Source organism: Streptomyces sp. NPDC087906 (genome assembly GCF_055584925.1).
In genome coordinates this window covers 155362-180149 of sequence record NZ_JBVJLC010000013.1, presented here as the reverse complement: position 1 = coordinate 180149, position 24788 = coordinate 155362, and the positions used below count along the sequence as shown (strand labels likewise).

24 protein-coding genes are annotated in these 24788 nt (G+C 70.3%); 3 read left to right on the top strand and 21 right to left on the bottom strand.

Annotated features, from left to right (window positions below; all coding sequences use genetic code 11):
* Nucleotides 1-30 precede the first annotated feature (30 nt).
* From ruvX to rpsD, 5 genes are all read right to left on the bottom strand, one after another.
* Nucleotides 31-495, bottom strand: a complete 465-nt coding sequence (gene ruvX, locus ACZ63I_RS30230) for a Holliday junction resolvase RuvX (RefSeq protein WP_041991640.1) — start codon at nucleotides 493-495, stop codon at nucleotides 31-33.
* A gap of 7 nt (nucleotides 496-502) precedes the next feature.
* Nucleotides 503-3172 carry an alanine--tRNA ligase gene (alaS, locus tag ACZ63I_RS30225; protein ID WP_469342414.1) on the bottom strand — a complete coding sequence of 890 codons (2670 nt, stop codon included), beginning with the start codon at nucleotides 3170-3172 and terminating at the stop codon, nucleotides 503-505.
* Nucleotides 3172-3516 carry a DUF6167 family protein gene (locus tag ACZ63I_RS30220; RefSeq protein ID WP_469342413.1) on the bottom strand — a complete coding sequence of 115 codons (345 nt, stop codon included), beginning with the start codon at nucleotides 3514-3516 and terminating at the stop codon, nucleotides 3172-3174. Before ACZ63I_RS30220 ends, alaS begins: the two co-directional genes overlap by 1 nt.
* A gap of 7 nt (nucleotides 3517-3523) precedes the next feature.
* Nucleotides 3524-3967 carry a DUF948 domain-containing protein gene (locus ACZ63I_RS30215; RefSeq protein WP_041991634.1) on the bottom strand — a complete coding sequence of 148 codons (444 nt, stop codon included), beginning with the start codon at nucleotides 3965-3967 and terminating at the stop codon, nucleotides 3524-3526.
* A 201-nt stretch (nucleotides 3968-4168) separates the two neighbouring features.
* Entirely contained in the window at nucleotides 4169-4783 is a 615-nt protein-coding gene (gene rpsD, locus ACZ63I_RS30210; RefSeq protein WP_469342412.1) for a 30S ribosomal protein S4, read from the bottom strand.
* 177 nt (nucleotides 4784-4960) lie between these two features.
* On the opposite strand from rpsD, the gene ACZ63I_RS30205 reads away from it, so the two are divergent.
* Entirely contained in the window at nucleotides 4961-5647 is a 687-nt protein-coding gene (locus ACZ63I_RS30205; RefSeq protein WP_469342411.1) for a DUF2470 domain-containing protein, read from the top strand.
* Nucleotides 5648-5675: 28 nt separating this feature from the next.
* Here ACZ63I_RS30205 and ACZ63I_RS30200 read toward each other — a convergent pair whose 3' ends face one another.
* From ACZ63I_RS30200 to ACZ63I_RS30185, 4 genes are all read right to left on the bottom strand, one after another.
* Nucleotides 5676-7031: a replication-associated recombination protein A gene (locus ACZ63I_RS30200; protein WP_469342409.1), complete on the bottom strand. Its 1356-nt coding sequence runs from the start codon at nucleotides 7029-7031 to the stop codon at nucleotides 5676-5678.
* 54 nt (nucleotides 7032-7085) lie between these two features.
* Nucleotides 7086-7724, bottom strand: coding sequence for a vitamin K epoxide reductase family protein (locus tag ACZ63I_RS30195; RefSeq protein WP_469342407.1), 639 nt, complete (start codon nucleotides 7722-7724; stop codon nucleotides 7086-7088).
* A 105-nt stretch (nucleotides 7725-7829) separates the two neighbouring features.
* Nucleotides 7830-9095 (bottom strand): histidine--tRNA ligase, encoded by a 1266-nt coding sequence (hisS, locus tag ACZ63I_RS30190; protein WP_469342406.1) that lies wholly within the window; start codon nucleotides 9093-9095, stop codon nucleotides 7830-7832.
* A 13-nt stretch (nucleotides 9096-9108) separates the two neighbouring features.
* Entirely contained in the window at nucleotides 9109-9828 is a 720-nt protein-coding gene (locus ACZ63I_RS30185) for an MBL fold metallo-hydrolase (protein WP_469342405.1), read from the bottom strand.
* Nucleotides 9829-9992: 164 nt separating this feature from the next.
* Here ACZ63I_RS30185 and ACZ63I_RS30180 point away from each other — a divergent pair, with 164 nt between their 5' ends.
* Together ACZ63I_RS30180 and ACZ63I_RS30175 are read left to right on the top strand one after the other, a co-directional pair.
* On the top strand, nucleotides 9993-10790 hold the full coding sequence (locus ACZ63I_RS30180; RefSeq protein ID WP_469342404.1) for a peptidylprolyl isomerase: 798 nt from the start codon (nucleotides 9993-9995) through the stop codon (nucleotides 10788-10790).
* Between the two features lie 150 nt (nucleotides 10791-10940).
* Nucleotides 10941-12170: a DUF349 domain-containing protein gene (locus ACZ63I_RS30175; protein WP_469342402.1), complete on the top strand. Its 1230-nt coding sequence runs from the start codon at nucleotides 10941-10943 to the stop codon at nucleotides 12168-12170.
* A 77-nt stretch (nucleotides 12171-12247) separates the two neighbouring features.
* Here the strand turns inward: ACZ63I_RS30175 and ACZ63I_RS30170 are convergent, their stop codons facing one another.
* The 12 genes from ACZ63I_RS30170 to ACZ63I_RS30115 form a co-directional block, all read right to left on the bottom strand.
* On the bottom strand, nucleotides 12248-14902 hold the full coding sequence (locus ACZ63I_RS30170; RefSeq protein ID WP_469342401.1) for a RelA/SpoT family protein: 2655 nt from the start codon (nucleotides 14900-14902) through the stop codon (nucleotides 12248-12250).
* Between the two features lie 158 nt (nucleotides 14903-15060).
* Nucleotides 15061-15606, bottom strand: coding sequence for an adenine phosphoribosyltransferase (locus tag ACZ63I_RS30165; protein WP_469342400.1), 546 nt, complete (start codon nucleotides 15604-15606; stop codon nucleotides 15061-15063).
* Nucleotides 15603-16733 (bottom strand): protein translocase subunit SecF, encoded by a 1131-nt coding sequence (gene secF, locus ACZ63I_RS30160; protein ID WP_469342399.1) that lies wholly within the window; start codon nucleotides 16731-16733, stop codon nucleotides 15603-15605. Before secF ends, ACZ63I_RS30165 begins: the two co-directional genes overlap by 4 nt.
* A 1-nt stretch (nucleotide 16734) precedes the next feature.
* Nucleotides 16735-18513, bottom strand: coding sequence for a protein translocase subunit SecD (gene secD, locus ACZ63I_RS30155; RefSeq protein WP_469342397.1), 1779 nt, complete (start codon nucleotides 18511-18513; stop codon nucleotides 16735-16737).
* Between the two features lie 153 nt (nucleotides 18514-18666).
* The gene (yajC, locus tag ACZ63I_RS30150) at nucleotides 18667-19176 is read right to left on the bottom strand and encodes a preprotein translocase subunit YajC (protein ID WP_469342395.1); all 510 of its coding nucleotides are present in this window, start codon (nucleotides 19174-19176) and stop codon (nucleotides 18667-18669) included.
* Between the two features lie 165 nt (nucleotides 19177-19341).
* Nucleotides 19342-20421, bottom strand: a complete 1080-nt coding sequence (ruvB, locus tag ACZ63I_RS30145; protein WP_469342394.1) for a Holliday junction branch migration DNA helicase RuvB — start codon at nucleotides 20419-20421, stop codon at nucleotides 19342-19344.
* 22 nt (nucleotides 20422-20443) lie between these two features.
* On the bottom strand, nucleotides 20444-21067 hold the full coding sequence (gene ruvA / locus ACZ63I_RS30140; protein ID WP_469342393.1) for a Holliday junction branch migration protein RuvA: 624 nt from the start codon (nucleotides 21065-21067) through the stop codon (nucleotides 20444-20446).
* Entirely contained in the window at nucleotides 21064-21615 is a 552-nt protein-coding gene (gene ruvC, locus ACZ63I_RS30135) for a crossover junction endodeoxyribonuclease RuvC (RefSeq protein ID WP_469342392.1), read from the bottom strand. The genes ruvA and ruvC overlap by 4 nt, the downstream gene beginning before the upstream one ends.
* A gap of 110 nt (nucleotides 21616-21725) precedes the next feature.
* Nucleotides 21726-22478 (bottom strand): YebC/PmpR family DNA-binding transcriptional regulator, encoded by a 753-nt coding sequence (locus ACZ63I_RS30130; protein ID WP_469342390.1) that lies wholly within the window; start codon nucleotides 22476-22478, stop codon nucleotides 21726-21728.
* Nucleotides 22479-22540: 62 nt separating this feature from the next.
* A complete protein-coding gene (gene pdxT, locus ACZ63I_RS30125) occupies nucleotides 22541-23113 on the bottom strand; it encodes a pyridoxal 5'-phosphate synthase glutaminase subunit PdxT (RefSeq protein WP_469342445.1) in 573 nt (190 codons plus the stop codon).
* A gap of 10 nt (nucleotides 23114-23123) precedes the next feature.
* Nucleotides 23124-24026, bottom strand: a complete 903-nt coding sequence (gene pdxS, locus ACZ63I_RS30120; RefSeq protein ID WP_469342389.1) for a pyridoxal 5'-phosphate synthase lyase subunit PdxS — start codon at nucleotides 24024-24026, stop codon at nucleotides 23124-23126.
* 98 nt (nucleotides 24027-24124) lie between these two features.
* Nucleotides 24125-24670 carry a hypothetical protein gene (locus ACZ63I_RS30115; protein ID WP_469342387.1) on the bottom strand — a complete coding sequence of 182 codons (546 nt, stop codon included), beginning with the start codon at nucleotides 24668-24670 and terminating at the stop codon, nucleotides 24125-24127.
* Between the last annotated feature and the right edge of the window lie 118 nt (nucleotides 24671-24788).

The following is a 24788-nucleotide window of genomic DNA, read 5'->3' as shown; positions in this document are numbered from 1 at the left end:
CGCATCGCGCGGAACGTTACCGTATCGCGATCAGATGACCACTTCGACGGCTTCGCCCGGAGCTTTACCCAAGGCTCGTTCAGCCTCAAGGGCATTCTGCAGGATGATGATCGCAGCCGCCTGGTCGATCACCGACCGGCCCTTCTTGGACGTCACCCCTGACGCGCGCAGGCCCTGGGCCGCCGACACCGTCGTCATCCGCTCGTCGACCAGCCGTACGGGTACGGGAGCGGCGCCCCGCGCGACCTCCTGGGCGAAGATCCGGACCTTGGCGGCCGCCGGGCCCTCGCCACCGTTCAGGGAGCGCGGCAGCCCGATCAGCACCTCGATCGGTTCGTACTCCTGAACGAGCTGGAGCAGCCGCCGGTGGGCTGCCGGGACGTCGCGTCCCGGCACGGTCTCCACCGGGGTGGCGAGGACCCCGTCGGGGTCGCACGAGGCGACCCCGATCCGGGCGTCCCCGACATCGATCGCGAGACGACGTCCTCGTCTCATCGGCCCGTCAGACCGTTTCCGCTACGAGGCGCTCGACAGCGGCCACCGCGTCGCCGATGGCGGCCGGGTTCTGGCCGCCGCCCTGCGCGACGTCCGGCTTGCCGCCGCCACCGCCGCCGAGGGTCTTGGCCGCGGCGCGTACCAGCTCGCCGGCCTTGAGCCCGCGCCCGCGCGCGGCCTCGTTGGTGGCGATGACCGTCAGCGGACGGCCGCCGGCCGTGCTGAACAGCGCCACGACAGCGGGCCGGTCGCCCGGGATCCGGCCGCGTACGTCGAGGACGAGCCGGCGCAGGTCGTCGGCGGACGTGCCGTCCGGGACCTGTCCGGTGACCAGCGCGGTACCGCGTACGTCCACGGCGCTGGCGGCGAGTCCCGCGGCGGCGGCGAGGACCTTCTCCGCGCGGAACTTCTCGATCTCCTTCTCGGCTTCCTTGAGCTTGGCGAGCACGCCGGAGATCTTCTCGGGCAGCTCCTCGGAGCGGCCCTTGACCAGCTCCTGGAGCTGGGCGACGACGGTGTGCTCCCTGGCGAGGAAGTTGTACGCGTCCACCCCGACCAGGGCCTCGATACGGCGCACGCCTGAGCCGATCGACGATTCGCCGAGCAGCTTGACCAGGCCGAGCTGGGCGGTGTTGTGCACGTGCGTGCCGCCGCACAGCTCCTTGGAGAAGTCGCCGATGGTGACGACGCGGACCCGCTCGCCGTACTTCTCGCCGAACTCGGCGATGGCGCCCTGCTTCTTGGCGTCGTCGATGGACATGACCTCGGCCTGGACGTCGAGGTCCCTGGCGAGCACTTCGTTGATCTTCTGCTCGACGTCGGTGAGGACCGTGCCGGGTACGGCGGCGGGCGAGCCGAAGTCGAAGCGGAACCGGCCGGGCGAGTTCTCGGAGCCGGCCTGGGCGGCCGTCGGGCCGAGCGCGTCGCGCAGCGCCTGGTGGGTGAGGTGGGTGGCGCTGTGGGCGCGGGCGATGGCCCGGCGCCGGTGGGTGTCGATGGCGGCGTGCACGGGCGAGCCGACCGTCACCTCGCCGACCTGGACGGTGCCCTTGTGCACGTAGATGCCGGGGACCGGCTGCTGGACGTCCCTGACCTCGATGACGGCGCCGGTGTCGACCTTGATCCGGCCCTGGTCGGCGAGCTGGCCGCCGCCCTCGGCGTAGAACGGGGTGCGGTCGAGGACGACCTCGACGTCGTCGCCCTCGGTCGCGGCGGGCGAGGGGACACCGTCCACGAGCAGGCCGACGACCGTCGACTCGTTCTCGGCGGTGGTGTAGCCGGTGAACTCGGTGGCGCCGCTGTTGTCGGCGACCTCGCGGTAGGCGGACAGGTCGGCGTGGCCGGACTTCTTGGCCCTGGCGTCGGCCTTGGCGCGCTCGCGCTGTTCCTTCATCAGCCGGCGGAACCCGTCCTCGTCCACGGACAGGCCCTGTTCGGCGGCCATCTCCAGGGTGAGGTCGATCGGGAAGCCCCAGGTGTCGTGGAGCAGGAACGCCTTGTCGCCGGTGAGCACCTTGCCGCCCGCGGCCTTGGTCTCGGTGACGGCGGTGTCGAGGATGTTGGTGCCGCCCTTGATGGCCTTGAGGAAGGCGGCTTCCTCGGCGAGGGCGACGGTCTCGATGCGCTTGCGCTCGGTCCGCAGCTCCGGGTACTGCTCGCCCATCGTCTCGATGACGACGTCGACCAGGTCGGCGACGACCGGGCCCGTGGCGCCGAGCAGCCGCATGTTGCGGATGGCGCGGCGCATGATGCGGCGCAGTACGTAGCCGCGGCCCTCGTTGCCGGGGGTGACGCCGTCGCCGATGAGCATCACGGACGTACGCATGTGGTCGGTGACGACGCGCAGCGAGACGTCCGAGCCGTGGTCGGCGCCGTAGCGCACGCCGGTCAGCTCGGTGGCCCTGGCGATGACGGCCATCGACGTGTCGATCTCGAACATGTTCTGCACGCCCTGAAGGATCATGGCGAGGCGTTCGAGGCCGAGTCCGGTGTCGATGTTCTTCGAGGGCAGCTCGCCGAGGATCTCGAAGTCTTCCTTCGTCTGACCCGGGCCGCGCTCGTACTGCATGAAGACCAGGTTCCAGATCTCCACGTACCGCTCGTCGTTGACGGCGGGTCCGCCGGCGGCGCCGAACTCGGGGCCGCGGTCGTAGTGGATCTCGGAGCTGGGGCCGCAGGGTCCTGGCACACCCATGGACCAGAAGTTGTCCTTCTTGCCGAGGCGCTGGATCCGCTCGGCGGGCACGTCCGTCTTGGCGAGCCAGATCTGCTCGGCCTCGTCGTCCTCCAGGTAGATGGTCACCCAGAGCCGCTCGGGGTCGAGGCCGTAACCGCCGTCGGCCTGGGGGCTGGTGAGCAGTTCCCAGGCCAGCTCGACGGCGCCTTCCTTGAAGTAGTCGCCGAAGGAGAAGTTGCCGCACATCTGGAAGAACGTGCCGTGCCGGGTGGTCTTGCCGACCTCTTCGATGTCGGGCGTCCGCACGCACTTCTGCACGCTGGTGGCGCGCGCGCCGGGCGGCTTGACCTCGCCGAGGAAGTAGGGCTTGAACGGCACCATGCCCGCGTTGACCAGGAGCAGAGTCGGGTCGTCCGCGATGACCGACGCCGAAGGGACGACGGTGTGCCCGCGCTCCTCGAAGAAGCTCAGCCAGCGGCGGCGGATTTCAGCCGACTCCATCAGTGGTCCTCATTCCGGTTGTGCGAGTTGTAGGGGTACGTGGGGCCGCGCCGGCCGCCGGGCTCGTCCTGTTCGATGGCCACGACGCGGCGGGGCGCGGGCAGTTCGGCCGCGCCGGAGGCGTCGATGCCCAGGGCCTCGCCCAGCTCGGCCTCGCGCCTGACCATGCCGGTCCTGACGTCGACGGCGAAGTCCTTGAGGCGGTGGCCCGCGTCGAGCGCCTTGTTGGCCGCCTGCGCGGCGAGGCTCTCCGGGCTGAGCTGCCGGATCTTGCGGTTGACCTTGGTGGTGGCCCACACGCCGGCTGCTGCGCCCGCTGTGAACCAGAACGTACGGCGGAACATGGCTGCGTCAGCCTTTCTTCTTCCTGCGCCTGGCCGACGGGACCGTGCGGCCGACGACAACGGTGCGCCGGGCCCGGTCGGCCGGGGCTTCGCCGCCGGCCGGTGCGCCCTTGCGGCTCATGGCCTGTCGTACTCCGTAGCCGAAGGCGGCGACCTTGACCAGCGGCCCGCCGAAGGTCGAGGCGACCGTCGAGGAGAGCGCGGAGGCGTTGGAGGTGACTTCCTGGACGTCGGTGGCGATCGCGTCGACCCGGTCGAGCTGGGTCTGCGCCGAGCGCACCGTCGCCGAGGCGTCCGCGAGGAGCGGCACCGCCTGGTCCGTCACGTCCGCCATGAGCTTGGTGGTCGCCTTGAGCGTCTGGGCCAGCCTCACCAGTACCACGGCGAGGAAGGAGACCAGGATCGCCCAGAACACGGCCACCAGGAGCCCGGCAACCTCTCCACCGGTCACACCGCACCGCTCTCTGCTCGGAAAATCGTGCCCCGAAAATCGTGGTCCGACCCTATCGCGCCGGGCCTGCCCCCCTGAACCGGATTGCCGGCGGCGCGTGACCCGCTCCGGGTGGTGCGGGTCCGGTACGCCGAAGCCCGCCGGCCCCGCGCCGCAAGCGGCGGGGAACGGCGGGCGGATACGCGGTGAGCTACGACCGGGTCAGCGGGCGTAGTACTCGACGACGAGCTGCTCGTCGCAGATGACCGGGATTTCCTTGCGGTTCGGGTCGCGGTCCAGGCGGAACGCCAGCGCCTTCAGGTTGACCTGGAGGTAGCGCGGGGTCTCGCCGTCGGTGTCGTAGCCACCTTCGCGCGCGACCTGGAAGGGGACCTTGTCGCGGCTGCGCTCGCGGACCATCACGACGTCGTCGGGACGGACGCGGAACGACGGCTTGTCGACCTTGCCGCCGTTGACCTCGATGTGGCCGTGGACGACCATCTGACGGGCCTGGTAGATGGTCCGGGCGATGCCCGAACGCAGGACCAGCGCGTCGAGACGGCGCTCCAGCTCGACGACGAGCGCCTCGCCCGTCTTGCCCTCGGCCTTGCGGGCGCGGTCGTACGCACGCGCCATCTGGCGCTCGCTGATGTCGTACTGGGCGCGCAGGCGCTGCTTCTCCAGCAGACGGACCTTGTAGTCACTGTTCTGCTTGCGTCCGCGACCGTGCTCACCCGGCGGGTAGGGACGGGCCTCGAAGTACTTGACAGCCTTCGGCGTCAGCGCGATACCGAGCGCACGCGACTTCTTGACCTTGGGACGCGACTGGTTAGGCACGTTCTCCAGACCTCCGTTGTAGGTTAGGTTAGGCTCACCTTACTCAAAGGAGATCGCATGTCTCGCCCTGGGAACACCACGCGCATCACAGACAGCCTCGACGCACAGGGCACCGAATCGACGGAGGTCCGATCAGCTCATGGCCAGCCGCGTCCCAGCGGGCTTGAAATCGCCCGGATGCCGTCAGCAGCCGAGCGCACACGAACTCTCGTACAGAGTACATGCTCGTCGGTGCTGCTCATTCCAGGGCTGGAAGGGGCCAAACCCCTCCAGTTGATGCCGGACGCCCGTGCCGTGGGGCCCGAGGGCGACGTGTTCCTCGTCTTCGCCGCCGACTCCCCCGCCGTACGCGCCGCCGCGCACGCGCAGGACGACGAGCTGTCCGCCGTCCTGGAGATCACCGACGTCGCGCCCGTCTCCGTACCGCACCGGATCAGGGGCCGGGCCTGGGTCTCCGGCTGGCTGACCCGGGTGCCGGGACGCGCGGAACCCGGCCGGGCCACGCTCCGGCTGGAGGTGGGCGAGGCGTGCGTGGACGATCTGTGGGGCGCCGAGTCCGTCGAGCCCGAGGAGTTCGCCGCAGCCGAGGCCGATCCGCTGGTGGAGCACGAGGCGGAGCTGCTCCAGCATCTGCACAGCGCCCACGGCGCCGAGGTGCGGCGGCTGCGCGAACTGCTGGGTGAGCGGGCCGGCGCCTCCACGGCGGGGAGCGCCGCCGTGCCCGTCGCGCTGGACCGGTTCGGACTGCGGGTGCGCTTCACCGGCGTCCAGTGCTTCGACGCCCGCTTCGACTTCCCCGAGCCGGTGGCCGACGTGAACGGGCTGCGCCGGGCGATGCACACCCTCTTCGACGCGTCGCACTAGGTCTCGTCCTGCACGTCAGGAATTCACGTCAGGAATTGTCGCCGCGCAGCCGCTCGCGCACCTTCTCCACGACGTCGGCGTACCGCGCCTCGGCGCCGTAGCGGGTCGGCTCGTAGTACCGCTTGCCCTGGACGCCCTCCGGCGCGTACTGCTGCGCGGCGATACCGCCCGGCACATCGTGCGGATACACATAGCCCTGGGCGTGGCCGAGCTTGGCCGCGCCCTTGTAGTGCCCGTCGCGCAGATGCGTCGGCACCGATCCGGCCACGCCCGTCTTGACGTCTTCGAGGGCGGCGCCGATCGCCAGCGTCGCCGCGTTCGACTTCGGGGCGAGCGCGAGGGCGATGGTGGCGTGGCTGAGGGTGAGGGACGCCTCGGGAAAGCCGATCATGGCGACGGCCTGGGCGGCGGCGACGGCGAGCGGCAGGGCCGCCGGATCGGCGAGGCCGATGTCCTCGCTCGCCGAGATCATCAGCCGTCTGGCGATGAACCGGGGGTCCTCGCCCGCGTCGATCATCCGGGCCAGGTAGTGCAGCGCCGCGTCCACGTCGGAGCCGCGGATCGACTTGATGAGGGCGCTCGCCACGTCGTAGTGCTGGTCCCCGTCGCGGTCGTACGCCACTGCGGCGCGGTCGACCGTCTCCTCGACCGTGCCGAGGGTGACTTCCGCCTCGCCCTTGTCGATCGCGGCGCCTGCCGCCGCCTCCAGCGCGGTCAGCGCCCGCCGTGCGTCGCCGCCGGCGATCCGCAGCAGATGCGCCTCCGCGTCGTCAGGGAGGGTGACGGCGCCGCCGAGGCCCCGCTCCTCGGTGAGCGCGCGGCGCAGCAGGCTGCGCAGGTCGTCGTCGGTGAGCGGTTCGAGCGTGAGCAGCAGCGAGCGGGAGAGCAGCGGGGAGATGATCGAGAAGTACGGATTCTCGGTGGTGGCCGCGATGAGCGTCACCCAGCGGTTCTCCACGGCGGGCAGCAGCGAGTCCTGCTGGGCCTTGCTGAAGCGGTGGATCTCGTCCAGGAAGAGGACGGTCTCCTTGCCGTAGCCGCCGGAGGCGCGGCGGGCGCCGTCGATGACGGCCCTGACCTCTTTGACCCCAGCGGTGATCGCGGACAGCTCCACGAAGCGCTTGTTGGTCGCCTTCGACACGACGTACGCCAGGGTGGTCTTGCCGGTGCCGGGCGGGCCCCAGAGGATCACGGACGAGGGTCCGGCGGGACCGCCCGTCCCCTCGCCGACCAGGCGCCGCAGTGGTGATCCGGGCTTGAGCAGATGGCGCTGGCCGACGACCTCGTCGAGGACGCGCGGACGCATCCGTACGGCCAGGGGGCTGCTGGACGGATCCTTCTCCTGGCGGTCTTCCGCCGCTGCGGTAAAGAGGTCGGGCTCCACACACGAACCCTATGTCAGGCCACCGACAGCGTGACCGGGCCGGTCAGGGAGCCGTCAGCTCGTCCAGAAGTCCCACCAGCGGGTGAGGATGAGCATCCCGATGATGCCGAGGTGCAGCACCGGGAGCACCCAGGTGAACTCGCCGAAGAAGCTCCGCAGCCAGGACGGCGCCGGCAGGATCCCGGTACGGACGTTGTGCGAGGTCACGTACCAGAACAGGACGGTCGTACCGACCCAGGCGAGGCAGCACCACAGGCACAGCGCGTTGATGCTGTACAGCGACTGGTACTGGAGCCAGGTGCAGAACCCGACGCCGAAGAGGGCGCCGAAGTTCAGGCCGAGCCAGTACCAGCCGCGGAACCTGGCGCCGGCCAGCACGGCGAGCCCGATACCGATCACGACGGGGTAGGTGGCGAGGCCGAGCATCGGGTTGGGGAAGCCGAAGGCCGCCGCCTGCGCGCTCTTCATCACACTGCCGCAGGACACGACGGGGTTCAGGCTGCACCCGGGGGTGAAGCCGGGGTCTTCGAGCAGCTTGAACTTGTCGAGCGTGATGACCCAGGCGGCCAGCAGCCCGGCGGCGCCCGTGATGATCAGCAGCAGCCCGAAGGCGCGGCTGCCGCCGACCGTACGGGCGGCGTCACCCTCGTCCCGTTCGGAGGAGGAGACATCGTCCAGCGCGGTACTCGTCATATCGCTTTCCATACGTTTCGGTGGCCTGTGGGGGCAGGGTCATTGTGCCGCACCCGCCCCCACGACCACTGTTCGCAGGAGATAAGGACAAGGACCTGAGGGCTGCTAGCGGCCGAGCCGGCGGGCCAGCTCCGCACCGATCTCGCCGAGCGCGACGGGGCCCTGCTCGCCGCTTTCCATGTCCTTGAGCTGGACCACGCCGTCGGCGAGATCGCGCTCGCCCGCCACGAGCGTGTAGCGCGCGCCCGACCTGTTGGCGTCCTTCATGGCGCCCTTCAGTCCCTTCGTGCCGAAGCTGAAGTCGGCGGCGATCCCGGCCCTGCGCAGTTCGGTGACGGCCGCGAACAGCACGCGCCGCGCCTCCTCACCGAGCGGGACCGCGAACACGCTGGTGGCGGAGGGCAGTTGGAGCGTGATGCCCTCGGCCTCCAGCGCCAGGACCGTACGGTCGACCCCCAGCGCCCAGCCGACCGACGGCAGTGCCGGGCCGCCGATCATCTCGGACAGCCCGTCGTAGCGGCCGCCGCCGCCCACCGCGGACTGCGAGCCGAGCCCGTCGTGGACGAACTCGAAGGTGGTGCGGGTGTAGTAGTCGAGGCCGCGGACGAGCCGCGGGTCGTCCTCGTACGCGACGCCCGCGGCGCCCAGCAGTTCGCGCACCTCTTCGTGGTACGCCTTGCACGCGTCGCACAGATAGTCGCGGAGCAGCGGCGCTTCGCTGAGTTGACGCTGCACGTCGGGGCGCTTGTCGTCGAGCACCCGCAGCGGGTTGATCTCGATCCGGCGGCGGGTCTCCTCGTCGAGGTCGAGCCCGCGCAGGAAGCCCTGGAGCGCTTCCCGGTAGACGGGCCTGCAGACCTTGTCACCCAGCGAGTTGAGCAGGATGCGGAAGGTGCGCAGCCCGAGCGCGCGGTACGCCTGGTCGGCGAGGATGATCAACTCCGCGTCGAGCGCGGGGTCTTCAGCGCCGATCGCCTCGGCGCCGACCTGGGAGAAGTGCCGGTAGCGGCCGGCCTGCGGGCGCTCGTAGCGGTAGTACGAGCCGGAGTACCAGAGCTTGACCGGCAGTTTGCCCGCCTTGTGGAGGTTGGCCTCCAGCGCGGCGCGCAGCACCGAAGCCGTGCCCTCGGGGCGCAAGGCGAGCTTGTCGCCGCCCTTGGTCTCGAAGGCGTACATCTCTTTGCTGACGATGTCGGTGGACTCGCCGACACCGCGCGCGAACAGCTCCACGTTCTCGAATCCGGGCGTCTCGACATAGCCGTAGCCGGAGTTCCTGAGCGGCGCCGAGATCGCGTCGCGTACCGCGAGGAACGTCGCGGAGCGGGGCGGGAGCAGGTCGTAGGTGCCCTTGGGGGCCTGGAAAGTACTCATGGGGATCGCTGCGTCACATTCCTCGTAGCGGCCGGGCGCTCGCTCCGCCGTCGCCGGCGGTCGCCGCTTCCCGCAGATACGGGTTGGCGGTGCGCTCCTGGCCGATGGTCGTCTGGGGGCCGTGGCCCGACAGCACCACGGTCGAGTCGTCGAGCGGCAGGCACACGCGGGCCAGCGACTCGAACAGCTCGGCCTGGTCGCCGCCGGGCAGATCGGTGCGTCCGACGGAGCCGGCGAACAGCAGATCACCGGAGAACAGCAGCGGCGGGATGTCCCCCGCCGTGTTCTCGGGCAGTCCGAAGGTCACCGACCCCTTGGTATGGCCGGGCGCATGCGAGACGGTCAGGTCGAGCCCCGCAAGCCGCAGCCGTGCGCCGTCGGTCAGTTCCTTGATGTCGTCCGGCTCCCCCACGGTCAGCTCGCCCATGAGCGGCATGCCGATCGAGTGGCCGATCCCCTTCTCGGGGTCGCTCATCATGTAGCGGTCTGCGGGGTGGATCCAGGCCGGTACGTCATGGGCACCGCAGACGGGGACGACCGAGGCGACATGGTCGATGTGGCCGTGGGTGAGGACGACGGCGACCGGCTTGAGCCGGTGCTTGCGCACCGCGTCGGCGACGCCCTGGGCGGCCTGGTGGCCCGGGTCGATGATCACGCACTCCTCGCCGGCGGCGGGGGCGACCAGATAACAATTGGTCCCCCAGGCCCCGGCGGGGAACCCGGCAATGAGCACAATCGTCCCTTTTTGTTGTCCGGCAGGTCCGTGCCCGCGAGGAGATCGCGGCAGATCAAAGCCTACCGGCGCTGCTCATTCCACAGCTAACCCATATACCGTACGGCCCTAGCCCAGTCAGTCAGACATGCCGACGATCATGCCGACCACGAGGAGAAGACCCGGTGGCCAACAACGACCAGCGGCGGCGGGAACTCGCCCGCAAGAAGTTCGAGCGCCAGCAGCAGCGCCGGGCCGAGGCACGGCGGAAGGCGAAGCGGCGCAACATCGTCATCGCGTCCGTGCTGGCCGTGGTGGTCCTGGCCGGCGGCGCCGCGTACGCGTCGGTGGGCCTGTCGGACGACGACAGCGGCGACACGGCGGCGAAGCCGTCGGCGCCGCCGTCGCCCGTACCGTCCCCCTCGGCGAGCGAGAGCGCACCGCCCGAGCCGAAGATGACGGTCGACAAGACGGCCAAGTACACGATGTCGCTCAAGACGGACCAGGGCGACATCGCCATCGCCATGGACGCAGCGAAGACACCGCACACCGTCAACTCGTTCAAGGCGCTCGCCGACAAGAAGTACTTCGACAAGACGAAGTGCCACCGGCTGACCACGTCCGGCATCTTCGTGCTCCAGTGCGGCGACCCCAAGGGCGACGGCTCGGGCGGCCCCGGCTACACCATCCCCGACGAGAACCTCACGGCGCTCGGCAAGGCCGCTGCCGACGGCACGGTGACCTTCCCCGCCGGGACCGTCGCGATGGCCAACACCGGCCAGCCGCACACCGGTGGCAGCCAGTTCTTCCTCGTCTGGAAGGACACCAAGCTGCCGCCCACGTACACCCCGTTCGGAACGATGGACGCGGCCGGTCTGCAGACCGTGAAGGACGTCGCGAAGGCCGGCGTCACGGGCGGCGGCGGTGACGGTGCGCCCAAGAAGTCCGTCACCATCTCGAAGGCCACCGTCGACAAGGCGTAACCAGCCGAATTTCAGCCGTGCTGAGTGCGGACAGCCGGTCGCCCTGTCACTTAGATTGGCGTTGTGCAGGGCGGGCGCTGCCCGCCCCAGGAAACTGTGGACGATGCCCGGGGGCCAACTCCCCGGCGGGCATCAGGTGGAGGAGGCGCTGTGAGCAGCGACCCGTGGGGCCGTGTCGACGAGACAGGCACCGTGTACGTGCGTACGGCCGAGGGCGAGCAGGTCGTCGGATCCTGGCAGGCCGGCTCTCCGGATGAGGCCCTGGCCTATTTCGAGCGCAAGTACGAGGGCCTGGTCGTCGAGATCGGGTTGCTCGAAAAGCGGGTGAAGACCACCGATCTGTCCGCGAAGGACGCGACGGCGGCCATCGATCATCTGCGCGGGCAGATCGACGAACACCACGCGGTGGGCGACCTCGACGCGCTGCGGCAGCGCCTCGACGGCCTGGTCGCGACGGTCGACGCGCGCCGCGAGGAGCGCAAGGCGCAGCGCGCCAAGCAGACCGACGAGGCGAAGGTCGCCAAGGAGGCGCTGGTCGTCGAGGCCGAGGAGCTGGCGCAGAGCGACCAGTGGCGGGCGGCGGGTGAGCGGCTGCGGGCGCTGGTGGACATCTGGAAGGGCCTGCCGAGGCTGGACCGGAAGTCCGACGACGAGCTGTGGCACCGCTTCTCGCACGCGCGCTCGGCCTTCTCCAAGCGGCGCAAGGCCCACTTCGCCGCGCTCGACGCGCAGCGCGAGGAGGCACGGCAGACCAAGGAGAAGCTGGTCACCGAGGCCGAGGCGCTGTCCGGGTCCACCGACTGGGGTACCACGGCGGCGCGTTACCGCGAGCTGATGACGGACTGGAAGGCGGCGGGCCGCGCCCAGCGCGAGGCCGAGGACGACCTGTGGAACCGCTTCCGCGGCGCCCAGGACGTCTTCTTCGCCGCGCGCGGCGAGGTCTTCGCCGAGCGGGACGCCGAGCAGACCGAGAATCTGAAGCTCAAGGAGGAGCTGGCCGTCGAGGCCGAGCGCCTGCTGCCGGTGAAGGACCTCAAGTCGGCCAGGGCCGCTTTCCGCGCCATCAACGAGCGCTGGGAGGCGATCGGGCATGTGCCGCGCGACGCCAGGCCCAAGGTCGAGGGCCGGATGCAGACGGTGGAGCGGGCGCTGCAGGAGTCCGAGGAGAACGAGTGGCGCCGGACGAACCCGGAGGCGCGGGCCCGCGCCGAGGGTCTGACCGGCCAACTGCAGGCCGCTGTCGACAAGTTGCATACGCAGATCGACGCGGCGCGCGCGCAGGGCAACAACTCCCGGGCGGACAAGCTCGCCAAGGAGCTGGAAGGCCGGCAGGCGCTGCTGGACCAGGCGCTGAAGGGCTTGCAGGAGTTCGGCGGCTGACGCGGATCGGATGTGCGGGCGGCCCCGGAGCGTGAAGCTCCGGGGCCGCCTTCGTGTGCGGCTCGTGGGCGCTGCCGCTACGGCCTGCGGGCCGAGGTGACGCGGTAGACGTCGTAGACGCCCTCCACGCCCCGTACGGCCTTCAGGACGTGCCCGAGGTGCTTCGGGTCGCCCATCTCGAAGGTGAAGCGGGACGTGGCCACCCGGTCGCGGGAGGTCTGGACGGCCGCCGACAGGATGTTGACGTGCTGGTCGGACAGGACGCGCGTGACGTCCGACAGCAGCCGGGAGCGGTCCAGCGCCTCCACCTGGATGGCGACCAGGAACACCGACGACTGGGTGGGCGCCCACTCGACTTCCAGGATCCGCTCGGGCTGCTGGGACAGCGAGTCGACGTTGACGCAGTCGGCGCGGTGCACCGAGACGCCGCTGCCGCGCGTGACGAAGCCGATGATCGGGTCGCCCGGCACCGGCGTACAGCAGCGGGCGAGCTTGACCCACACGTCGTCCACGCCCTTGACGACCACACCCGGATCGGCGCTCTTGCGGCGCTTGCTGCGGCCGTGCGACGGCGGTTCGCTCTCGGCGAGGTCCTCGTTGGCGGCCTCCTCGCCGCCGAGCGCCTGCACCAGCTTGTGCACGACGCCCTGCGCCGCGACATGGCCCTCGCCGATCGCCGCGTACAGCGACGAGATGTCGGGGTAGCGCATCTCGTGCGCGAGGGTGACCAGCGAGTCGCCGGTGAGGATGCGCTGGATCGGCAGGTTCTGCTTGCGCATCGCCTTGGCGATGGCGTCCTTGCCCTGCTCGATCGCCTCGTCGCGGCGCTCCTTGGAGAACCAGCCGCGGATCTTGTTCCTGGCCCGCGGCGACTTGACGAAGCCCAGCCAGTCGCGCGACGGGCCGGCGCCGGACGCCTTGGAGGTGAAGACCTCCACCAGGTCCCCGTTGTCGAGGGTCGATTCGAGCGGTACGAGCCGTCCGTTGACCCTCGCTCCTATCGTGCGGTGGCCGACCTCCGTGTGCACCGCGTACGCGAAGTCGACGGGCGTCGCGCCCGCGGGCAGCGCTATCACGTCGCCCTTCGGCGTGAACACGAAGACCTCGTTGCGCGACAGGTCGAAGCGCAGCGACTCCAGGAACTCGCTGGGGTCCTCGGTCTCCTTCTGCCAGTCGAGCAACTGGCGCAGCCACGCCATGTCGTTGACGGTGTCCTGGCCGCCGACCTTGCTGGTGGACCTGGGCACGTCGGTGCGCACCTTGGACGCGCCGGCGACGGCCTCCTGCTTGTACTTCCAGTGCGCCGCGATGCCGTACTCGGCGCGGCGGTGCATGTCGAAGGTGCGGATCTGCAGCTCGACGGGCTTGCCGTTGGGGCCGATGACCGTCGTGTGCAGCGACTGGTACATGTTGAACTTCGGCATCGCGATGTAGTCCTTGAACCGCCCCGGCACCGGGTTCCACCGGGCGTGCACGGTGCCGAGCGCCGCGTAGCAGTCGCGGACGGTGTCGACGAGGACGCGGATGCCGACCAGGTCGTAGATCTCCGCGAAGTCCCGGCCGCGGACGATCATCTTCTGGTAGACGCTGTAGTAGTGCTTCGGCCGTCCGGTGACGGTGGCCTTGATCCGGGCGGCGCGCAGGTCCGACTGCACCTCGTCGGTCACTATGGCCAGGTACTCGTCGCGCTTGGGCGCCCGTTCGGCGACGAGCCGGACGATCTCGTCGTACATCTTGGGGTAGAGGATCGCGAAGGCGAGGTCCTCCAGCTCCCACTTGATGGTGTTCATGCCGAGCCGGTGGGCCAGCGGCGCGTAGATCTCCAGCGTCTCGCGGGCCTTCTTCTCCTGCTTCTCCCGCTTGAGATAGCGCATGGTGCGCATGTTGTGCAGCCGGTCGGCGAGCTTGATGACCAGGACCCGGGGGTCCTTGGCCATGGCCACGACCATCTTGCGTACGGTCTCGGCCTGCGCCGCCTCGCCGAACTTGACCCGGTCCAGCTTGGTGACCCCGTCGACGAGGAGGGCGACCTGCTCGCCGAAATCCTTGCGGAGGGTGTCCAGGCCGTACTCGGTGTCCTCGACCGTGTCGTGCAGCAGGCCCGCCATCAGCGTGGCGGGGTCCATGCCCAGCTCGGCGAGGATCGTCGTGACGGCGAGGGGGTGGGTGATGTACGGGTCGCCGCTCTTGCGCTTCTGCCCGCGGTGCCAGCGCTCGGCGACCTGGTAGGCGCTCTCGATCTGGCGCAGCGTGGCGGACTCGATCTTGGGGTCGTTGCCCCGCACGGTGCGCAGCAGCGGCTCCAGCACCGGGTTGTACGGCGACGAGCGCTGCACGCCGAGCCTGGCGAGCCGGGCCCTGACGCGGTTGGACGAGCCGCCGGTACGCGCGGGCGCGGCCGTATCCGGCTTCGGGGCCGTGACGGGCGTGGGCGGGACGGGCGGGGCCTTGGCGGCCGGGGGCGCCGGCGGCTGCGCCTCAGCGGGTTTCGCGGCGGGAGGCGTCTCGGCCGGGGGTGTCGCGGCCGGCGGTGCCGCGCCCTGCGCGGTGGGCGGCTGCGCGGGGTCGGCGGGCGCCGGGGTGTCCGCCGGGGCCCCCTGCGCCGGGTGCTGGGCGCGCTCCGCGTCGGGCGCTGCCGCCGGCTTCTCCTGCGGCGCGTCCGATGCCTTCGTCGCCCGGTTCTCGTGCTCGTCGGGCGTTGCGGCGGCCAGTGGCTGGGCCTCGTCTGGCAAGAGCGCTCCTCGTGCGGATCCGGGTCCCCCGGTCAGGCCCGAACCTCCATGGTATCGACCCTGGGCATTCCGCTCGCCCCGGGACTGGAGGGATTGCACAACACAGGACGGGCGCCCGGTGTTCCCGGGCGCCCGTCCTGGTGTGTGCGAGAGGTCGGTCAGACCGTGATCAGGGCCTCCAGCGGGGCCCCGCGCAGGGCCGGCTCCAGCCGGGCGCGGCCCGCGAGGAAGCCGAGCTCCAGCAGGACGGCGACGCCCACGACCTCGGCGCCCGCCCGCCTGACCAGCTCAAGCGACGCCTCGGCCGTACCGCCGGTGGCGAGGACGTCGTCGATGACGATGACCCGGTCACCCTCGGCCAGGTCCTCGGCGTGCACCTCGATCTCGGCGCTGCCGTACTCCAGCTCGTACGTCTGCGACAGCGTCGCTCCCGGCAGCTTCCCCGCCTTGCGTACGGGGATGAAGCCGAGCCCGGCCCTGACGGCGACCGGGGCGGCGAGGATGAACCCGCGCGCCTCCAGGCCGACGATCTTCGTGGCGCCCTGCCGGGCGCACACCTCGGCCAGCGCGTCGGTGAGCGCGGAGAACGCCTTGGGGTCGGCCAGCAGCGGGGTGATGTCCTTGAACACCACCCCCGGCTTGGGGTAGTCCGAGACGTCACGGATGCGGCTGAGCAGCAGCTCCCGTGTGCTGTCGTCGGTCATCGGCGCCGCCCCGATGGCCGCCCGTTGTTGCGGTTGCGGCTGCGCGGGCCCGTGACCGATCCGGCGGCGGCAGGCGTGGCACCGGCCGGGTCGCCGTCCGCGGGAGCGTCGTCGTCCGTGCCGTAGTCGGTCTGCTCGATCGACTCGCCCTTGGCGGCAGCGGCCGCCCGCTTGGCGAACACCCGCTTCTTCAGGGCCTTCATCTGCGGCTCGCTCTCCTTGAGGTCCGCCACCAGCGGGGTGGCGATGAAGATCGAGGAGTACGCACCGGCGGCGAGGCCGACGAAGAGGGCCAGCGAGATGTCGTTCAGCGTGCCGGCGCCGAGGAGGCCGCCGCCGATGAACAGCAGACCGGCCACCGGGAGCAGGGCGACCACCGTGGTGTTGATGGACCGCACCAGCGTGCCGTTGATCGAGCGGTTGGCGACCTCGCTGAAGGTCCAGCGGGACTGCTTGGTGATCCCCTTCGACTGCTCCTTGAGACTGTCGAAGACGACGACGGTGTCGTAGAGCGAGTAACCGAGAATGGTCAGCAGACCGATCACCGTGCCCGGTGTGACCTCGAAGCCGACGAGGGCGTACACACCCACGGTGATGGTGAGGTCGTGGATCAGCGCGACGAGGGCGGCTACGGCCATCCGCCACTCGAAGGCGATGGCCAGATAGATCACCACCAGGACCAGGAAGATCCCCAGTCCGGTCCACGCCTTGTTGGCGACCGACTCTCCCCAGCTCGGCCCGACCAGGTCGGCGGCGATCTTGCTCTCGGGGACGTTCAGGTCCTTGGAGAGTTCCGTCGTCACGGAGGCGGAGTTCTGCGGGTTCAGGTCGCTGACCTGGATGCGCAGACCGTCGCTGCCGAGCTTCTGGACCACGACCTCATGGCCGGGGGCCGCCGCCTCGGTGTCGGTCTGGGCCTTGGCCACCGAGGTGGTCGTGTGCTGAATGGTGAAGACAGCACCGCCCTTGAACTCGATGCCCATGTTGAGACCGCGCACCGCCAGGCCGACGATGGCCGTGATGGTGATCAGGATCGAGATCCCGTACCAGATCTTGCGCTTCCCGACGAAGTCGTAGCCGACCTCGCCACGGTAGAGCCGGGCGCCGAATGCACCGAGTCGCGACATCTCACGCCTCCTTCGGGTGGTCGGTGGGGCCGCCGGTGCGGCGGGTGCGGCGCAGGGGCGGCTTGGCCCCGAGACGCTTCGGGTCGAGACCCGACCACGGGCTGCCGCCGGAGAAGAACTTGGTGCGGGCGAGGAGCGTCATCACCGGCTTGGTGAAGAAGAACACCACGACCACGTCGAGGATCGTGGTCAGGCCGAGGGTGAACGCGAAGCCCTGCACCTTGCCGACCGTGACGAGGAACAGCACGGCTGCGGCGAGGAACGACACGAAGTCGGAGACCAGGACCGTGCGCCGGGCGCGCGGCCAGGCGCGCTCGACGGCAGGACGCAGGGTCCTGCCCTCTCTGATCTCGTCCCTGATCCGTTCGAAGTACACGATGAACGAGTCCGCCGTGATACCGATGGCGACGATCGCACCGCAGACCGCCGGCAGGTTCAGCGCGAAGCCGATACCCGGGCCGAGCAGCGACATGATCACGTACGTGAGGATGCCGGAGGTCAGCAGGCTGAGCAGCGCGATCAGCGACAGACCCCGGTAGTAGGCCACCAGGTAGATGATGACCAGGGCCAGTCCGATGGCGCCCGCGATCAGCCCCGCCTGGAGCTGCTCGGTGCCGAGCGCGGCGGTGACCGTACTGACGCTCTCCTCCTTGAAGGAGAGCGGCAGCGCGCCGTACGAGAGCACGTTGGCGAGGTCCTGAGCGGACTGCTGGGTGAAGCTGCCGGAGATCTCGGCGCTGGCGCCGAGGGTCTGGCTCACCGAAGGCGCCGAGACGACGTTGCCGTCCAGCACGATGGCGAACTGGTTCATCGGCTGCTGCTGCTTCGAGAGCTTCGTGGTGATCGACTGGAACTTCTTCGTGCCGCCACCGGTGAAGTCGAGGGTGACGATCCACATGCCGCGCTGCGGGTCGAGGACGCCCTTGGACTTGGCGACGTCGGTGCCTTCGAGCTCGGCCGGGCCGAGGACGTACTTGGCCCACTGCTTGTCCGAGTCCTGGCCGCAGGCCACGATCGTGTCCTTGGGCGCGGAGCTCTGGTTGACCGTGGTGCGCTGGGCCTTGCTCGTGCAGTTGAGGTTCTCGAACTTCTTCTGCAGAGCGGCGGTGGCCGGGTCCGGCGGCGTTGTCGCGGCCGGGGCGCTCGGGTCGGCCGCACCCGGGGTGGGGGTCGGCGAGGGCGCCTTCTTCAGGGCGCCCGTGACGGCGCGGCCCTGGGTGGTGGCGCTGGACGACGGCGACGCCGAGGACGACGCCTTGTCGCCCGACGTGCCGGCGGAGGACTCGGCGCTCGGCTTGCCGCTCGGGGAGCCGCTGGGCGATCCGCTCGGTGAGGCGCTGGGCGAGCCGGACGGCTGGGGCGCCGTCGGGGCGCCCGCCGCGACGGTGAGCACCGGCCGGAAGTACAACTGGGCCGTCTGCCCGACCTGGTCGCGGGCCTGCTTCTCGTTCGTCCCCTTGGGGATGTTCACGATGATGTTCTTGGAGCCCTGGGTCTGAACCTCGGCCTCCGAGACCCCAAGACCGTTGACACGCCGGTCGATGATGCTGACCGCCGTGTCCATGTTGGTCTTGTTGATCGCGTTCGGCTTGCCCGGCGTGTTCTTCGCCTCAAGCGTGATGCTCGTGCCGCCCGCGAGGTCGATCCCCAGCCGCGGCGTGACATGACCGGACCAGAACATCCCGCCCGTGAGGGCGACCATGACGATCAGGAACAGTGTCAGGGTGCGGCCCGGCTTGCCCCGCCCCGCCTGCCCTCGGCCCTTATTAGGTGCTGCCACCTTCTCGTTTCTCCCTGTCCAACCGCCCCTCGCCCGGTATGCGCCGGAGCGGCCACGAAGTGTTGTGGGGACCTGCCCCCGCAGTAATCGGCAGGGTCCGTGCACCGCTGAGGGCCGCAGGACGGCCCGCGCTCGCGGTAGTCGCGGACGGGACTACTTCGCGTCGGCCTCGCCGTCGGCCTTGCTGTCCTTGGCGTCCGCCTCGGCCTTCACCTCGGCCTTGGCGGCCTTCGGCTCGGGCTCGGCGTCGGCCGCCTCGTCGTCCTCGGGCTTCTTGCCGAGGTCGATCTTGGCCGTGGCAGGGGTGTCGCCGGCCTCGGTCAGGGAAGAAGCGTCGTCGGGGACGATCGCGCCGTCACCGAGAGCGTCCTGGGAGGGCTCTTCGCCGTGGACGATGCGGTTGTACTCCTCGTCGTCCATGACGGCGCCGATGGCGTTCTTGGCGTACACGGCGTGGACTCCGGGAGCTACCTCAAGGAGGACCATTTCGTCGTGCACCTCCTTGACGGTGGCGTACATGCCCCCGATCGTGCGGACGCCGATGCCGGGCTGCATGTCGTTGCGCATCGACGCGGCCGCCGCTTGCTTCTTCTTGGCGGACCGGGTCATCAGGAACATGGCCCCGATGAGCACGATGAAGGGGAGGATGGTCACGAGACTCACGGGAGGGAACTTCCTTCGCACGACCGCGTTGTCGAACGGCCTTGTATACGGGGGTGGGCACACCGGCCCGGAAGGGCGGCATCGGCGGAGTCTAAGCGAGTCCGCATCATTGGAACAACGCCCAGCATCGCACCGGGGTTCCTCGGTTGGCGAGAGCGATCTCCGTCACGCCCCGAAGAGACCCTGTTGTCCGCTTGCGCCCGGTGCCTGCTGCGGGGGTGTGAGACCCATGTGCGCCCAGGCGGCGGGGGTCGCGACCCGGCCGCGCGGGGTGCGCGCGAGCAGTCCCTCCCGTACGAGGAAGGGCTCGGCGACCTCTTCGACCGTCTCCCGCTCCTCCCCCACGGCGACCGCAAGGGTCGAAAGTCCTACAGGTCCGCCGCCGAACAGCTTCAGCAGCGCCTGGAGCACGGCCCGGTCGAGGCGGTCGAGACCGCGGGCGTCAACCTCGTAGACCTTCAGGGCCACGGCGGCCACCTCACGGGTGATGAAGCCGTCGGCCTTGACCTGGGCGTAGTCCCGTACCCGGCGCAGCAGGCGGTTGGCGATACGGGGGGTGCCCCGGGAGCGGCCGGCGATCTCGGCGGCCCCCGCCGCGTCGATCTCCAGATCGAGCAACTGCGCCGAGCGGTGCAGGACCCGCTCCAGCTCGACGCTCTCGTAGAACTCCATGTGCCCGGTGAAGCCGAACCGGTCGCGCAGCGGCGGCGGCAGCAGCCCGGCCCTGGTGGTGGCGCCGACCAGGGTGAACGGCGGCAGCTCCAGCGGGATGGCGGTGGCGCCTGGGCCCTTGCCGACGATCACGTCGACCCGGTAGTCCTCCATGGCCATGTAGAGCATTTCCTCGGCGGGCCGCGACATCCGGTGGATCTCGTCGAGGAAGAGGACCTCGCCCTCCTGGAGTGAGGAGAGGATCGCGGCGAGATCGCCCGCGTGCTGGATGGCGGGGCCCGAGGTGATCCGGATCGGCGCGTTCATCTCGGCGGCGATGATCATGGACAGCGTCGTCTTGCCGAGCCCAGGCGCCCCGGAGAGCAGCACGTGGTCGGCGGTCGCGCCGCGCGCGAGGGCCGCCTTGAGCACCAGGTCGAGCTGTTCACGGACCCGCTCCTGGCCGACGAACTCGGCGAGCGACTTGGGCCGCAGGGCCGCCTCGACGGCCTGGTCCTCGCCGTCGGCGGACGGGGCGACGAGCCGCTCGGCCTCGTCCGCCGTCGTCTCGCTGCTGCTGTCGTCCCAGCTCACTGAAGTACACCTCGGGGTCGGCTCAACGGGTTCGGTTCAGGCTCTGGAGCGCGGCGCGCAGCAACTGCGGCACGGGCGGCTGCAGTCCTTCGGCGACGGCGGCCTCGGCCTGCGGCGCGACCAGCGCCACCGCCTCGTCGGCCTCGCGGGTGGCGTAGCCGAGGCCGATCAGCGCGGCGTGGAGCTGATCGCTCCAGGACGCGGAGACGGCCGTCCCGATGCCCTGCCCCCTGCCGGAGCCGACCGGCTCGCCGAGCCGGTCCTTCAGTTCGAGCAGCAGCTTCTGGGCGCCCTTCTTGCCGATGCCGGGCACGGCGGTGAGCGTCTTCTCGTCGCCCGTGGCGACCGCGACGCGCAGGGTGTCCGGGGTGTGCACGGCGAGCATCGCCTGGGCGAGCCGGGGCCCGACGCCGCTCGCGGTCTGGAGCAGTTCGAAGGTCTGCCGCTCGTCGTCGTCGGCGAACCCGTACAGCGTCAGGGAGTCCTCCCTGACGACCAGTGAGGTGGCGAGCTTCGCCGGCTGTCCGACGCGCAGTTCGGCGAGGGTGCCGGGGGTGCACTGCACGGCCATGCCGATGCCGCCGACCTCGATCACGGCCGTGGTCGGGGCGAGAGCGGCGACGGGGCCGCTGACGAAGGCGATCATCGGGTGACCTTACGTACGGAGGCGGGGATACGGGACGGGCGGGCCGCCGCGTGCGCCTGCTGGAGGCGGTTCATGGCGGGGGCGCGCCAGATGTGGCAGATGGCGAGCGCCAACGCGTCGGCGGCGTCGGCCGGCTTGGGCGGCGCCGCGAGCCGCAGCAGCCGGGTCACCATCGCGCCGACCTGCGCCTTGTCCGCCCGGCCGCTGCCGGTGACGGCGGCCTTGACCTCGCTGGGGGTGTGCAGGGCGACGGGGATGCCGCGGCGCGAGGCGCACAGCATCGCGACGGCGCTCGCCTGGGCCGTGCCCATGACCGTACGCACATTGTGCTGGGCGAACACCCGCTCCACCGCGACGAGTTCGGGCTTGTGCTCGTCCAGCCAGGCCTCGATGCCCTGCTCGATGGCGACCAGCCGCATCCCGATCTCCGCGTCGGCGGCCGTGCGCACCACGCCGACACCCAGCATCGTCAACGGCCTGCCCGCCACGCCCTCGACCACTCCGACACCGCACCGGGTCAGCCCGGGGTCAACGCCCAGCACCCGCATCGCACGCCTCCCCTTCAGTCGCTGATCAGCACAGTATCTGTCACGACTGACAACGCGACGGGCCGACGGGCGGGCGCGTCCCCCCGTCGGCCCGTCGGCATGAGGCCGCGTCAGGCGTCGACCTTCTCCATGACTTCGTCCGAGACGTCGAAGTTGGCGAAGACGTTCTGCACGTCGTCGCTGTCCTCCAGCGCGTCGATCAGCTTGAAGATCTTGCGGGCGCCCTCTTCGTCCAGCTCGACCTGCATGGTCGGGACGAAGTTGGCGTCGGCCGAGTCGTAGTCGATGCCGGCCTCCTGGAGCGCCGTCCGGACCTGCACCAGGTCGGTGGCCTCGCTGAGCACCTCGTAGGTCTCGCCGAGGTCGTTGACCTCTTCGGCGCCCGCGTCCAGCACGGCGCCGAGCACGTCGTCCTCGCCCAGTTCGCCCTTGGGGACGATGACGACGCCCTTGCGGTTGAAGAGGTACGAGACGGAACCGGGGTCGGCCATCGAGCCGCCGTTGCGGGTCATCGCGACCCGCACGTCCGAAGCGGCGCGGTTGCGGTTGTCGGTGAGGCACTCGATGAGGACGGCGACACCGTTGGGGCCGTAGCCCTCGTACATGATCGTCTCGTAGTCGGCGCCACCGGCCTCAAGGCCGGCGCCGCGCTTGACGGCCGAGTCGATGTTCTTGTTGGGCACCGAGCTCTTCTTCGCCTTCTGGATGGCGTCGAACAGCGTCGGGTTGCCCTCGACATCGGCGCCGCCGGTGCGGGAAGCGACCTCGATGTTCTTGATCAGCTTCGCGAAGAGCTTGCCGCGCTTGGCATCGATCACGGCCTTCTTGTGCTTCGTCGTAGCCCATTTAGAGTGGCCGGACATCTGCCTGTCTCCTTCGCGTAACCAATCCTGCTCCGTTCGGCAGAGATCCTACCGGGACGGCGTCACCGGCAGGCGCGCACCATATCCGCGAAGAACCCGTGCAGCCGGTGATCACCCGTGAGTTCCGGGTGGAACGACGTCGCAAGGGCGTTCCCCTGCCGTACGGCGACGACATGGCCCCCGTGCTCGGCCAGCACCTGGACCTGCGCACCCACCGATTCCACCCACGGCGCGCGGATGAAGACACCCTCCACGGGACCGACCCCTGCGACGTCCACGGCCGCCTCGAACGACTCGTTCTGCCGTCCGAACGCGTTCCTGCGGACGATCATGTCGATACCGCCGATGGTCTCCTGACCCGAGCGCGGGTCGAGGATCTTCTCCGCCAGCATGATCATCCCCGCGCACGTGCCGTAGACCGGCATCCCGGCCCGTACCCGCTCACGCAGCGGCTGAAGCATCCCGAAGAGCACGGCCAGCTTCGACATGGTCGTGGACTCACCGCCCGGCACGATCAGCCCGTCCACCTCGGCCAGCTCCTCCGGCCGCCGCACGGTCCTGGCGACGGCGCCGACCTCCGCCAGCGCCGCCAGATGCTCGCGGACGTCGCCCTGGAGCGCCAGGACCCCGATCAGGGGCGGCTGTTCACCAGCCACGGTTCGCGAAGTGCTCGGCGTCGGACAGGGTGTCGAGGTTGATACCGACCATGGCCTCGCCGAGGTCACGCGAGGCGTCCGCGATGATCTTCGGGTCGTCGAAGAACGTGGTCGCCTTGACGATCGCCGCCGCGCGCTTGGCCGGGTCGCCCGACTTGAAGATGCCGGACCCGACGAAGACGCCCTCGGCACCGAGCTGACGCATCAGCGCCGCGTCCGCCGGGGTCGCCACACCGCCCGCCGAGAACAGCACCACGGGCAGCTTGCCCAGCTCGGCGACCTCCCGGACGATCTCGTACGGCGCGCGCAGCTCCTTGGCCGCCGCGTACAGCTCATGGCTGTCGTACCCGCGCAGCCGGGCGATCTCGTTCTTGATCTGCCGCAGATGCCGCACGGCCTCGACGACGTTGCCGGTCCCGGCCTCGCCCTTCGACCGGATCATGGCCGCGCCCTCGGCGATCCGCCGCAGCGCCTCACCCAGGTTGGTCGCGCCGCACACGAACGGCGTCGTGAACGCCCACTTGTCCGAGTGGTTGACCTCGTCGGCCGGCGTCAGCACCTCCGACTCGTCGATGTAGTCGACGCCGAGCGACTGGAGGACCTGCGCCTCCACGAAGTGCCCGATCCTGGACTTGGCCATGACCGGGATCGACACCGCCCCGATGATCCCCTCGATCATGTCCGGGTCGGACATCCGGGCCACCCCGCCGTCCTTGCGGATGTCGGCGGGCACCCGCTCCAGAGCCATCACGGCCACCGCGCCGGCGTCCTCGGCGATCTTCGCCTGCTCCGGCGTGACGACGTCCATGATCACGCCGCCCTTGAGCTGCTCTGCCATGCCGCGCTTGACGCGTGCGGTGCCGGTTTCGGGGGTCTGGGGGCTGGTGGACACGGAACGACCTCACTGGACTGGGAACAATAGGACTCCCCCAAGAGAACGCCGGGTCACCGGTCCACAGCAAGGGCCACCGGTGAGCCGGTGGATCCTTCTCAGCTTACCGGCCGGGCCGCGAGCGCGATGGGCGGCTCGTCGTCCATCTCGAACGTCGGCGAGAACGGTGCGTGTCCTGCGAGCCGGAACCAGCGCACCTTGCGGTGCCGCCGCAGCGCGCGGGCGGCGCGCACGGCGTCGTTGTGGAACAGCCGCGCCATCGGTACGCGCCGCACAGCGGCGGCGAGTTCGTCGGCCGCCTCCTCGCCACCGGGCGCCGCCCGCACGGCCTCGACCTGCTCGGGCTCCCCGAACACGGCCCGCAACGCCTGACTCAACTCGCTCTCGGCCACCTCCCGCTGCTCCTCCTCGGCCTGCCGGGCGGCGTGCGTGGCCTCGTACAGGACGAGCGAGGCGGCGGGATCGAGCAGCCCGGACGTAGCCAGCTCCTGCGCGACGGACGCCCGCCGCAGCAACTGCGCGTCCAGGGCGGCGCGGGCGGCGTCGATACGAGCATGCAGCCGATCGAGCCGCCCGGCGGTCCAACTCAGGTAGAGCCCGATGGCGATGGCGATACCGACGATCCAGATGATGGTTTGCGTCACGTGCGCAGGCTAGTCGCCGTCCGGGGTGCGGGTGGTGGTTGCGGTTGTCGCCGGGGGCCGTTCCGGGATGGTGTCCTGCGCTGCACGATTTACGGCGCGTGCGCCCGGACGCAGAGCG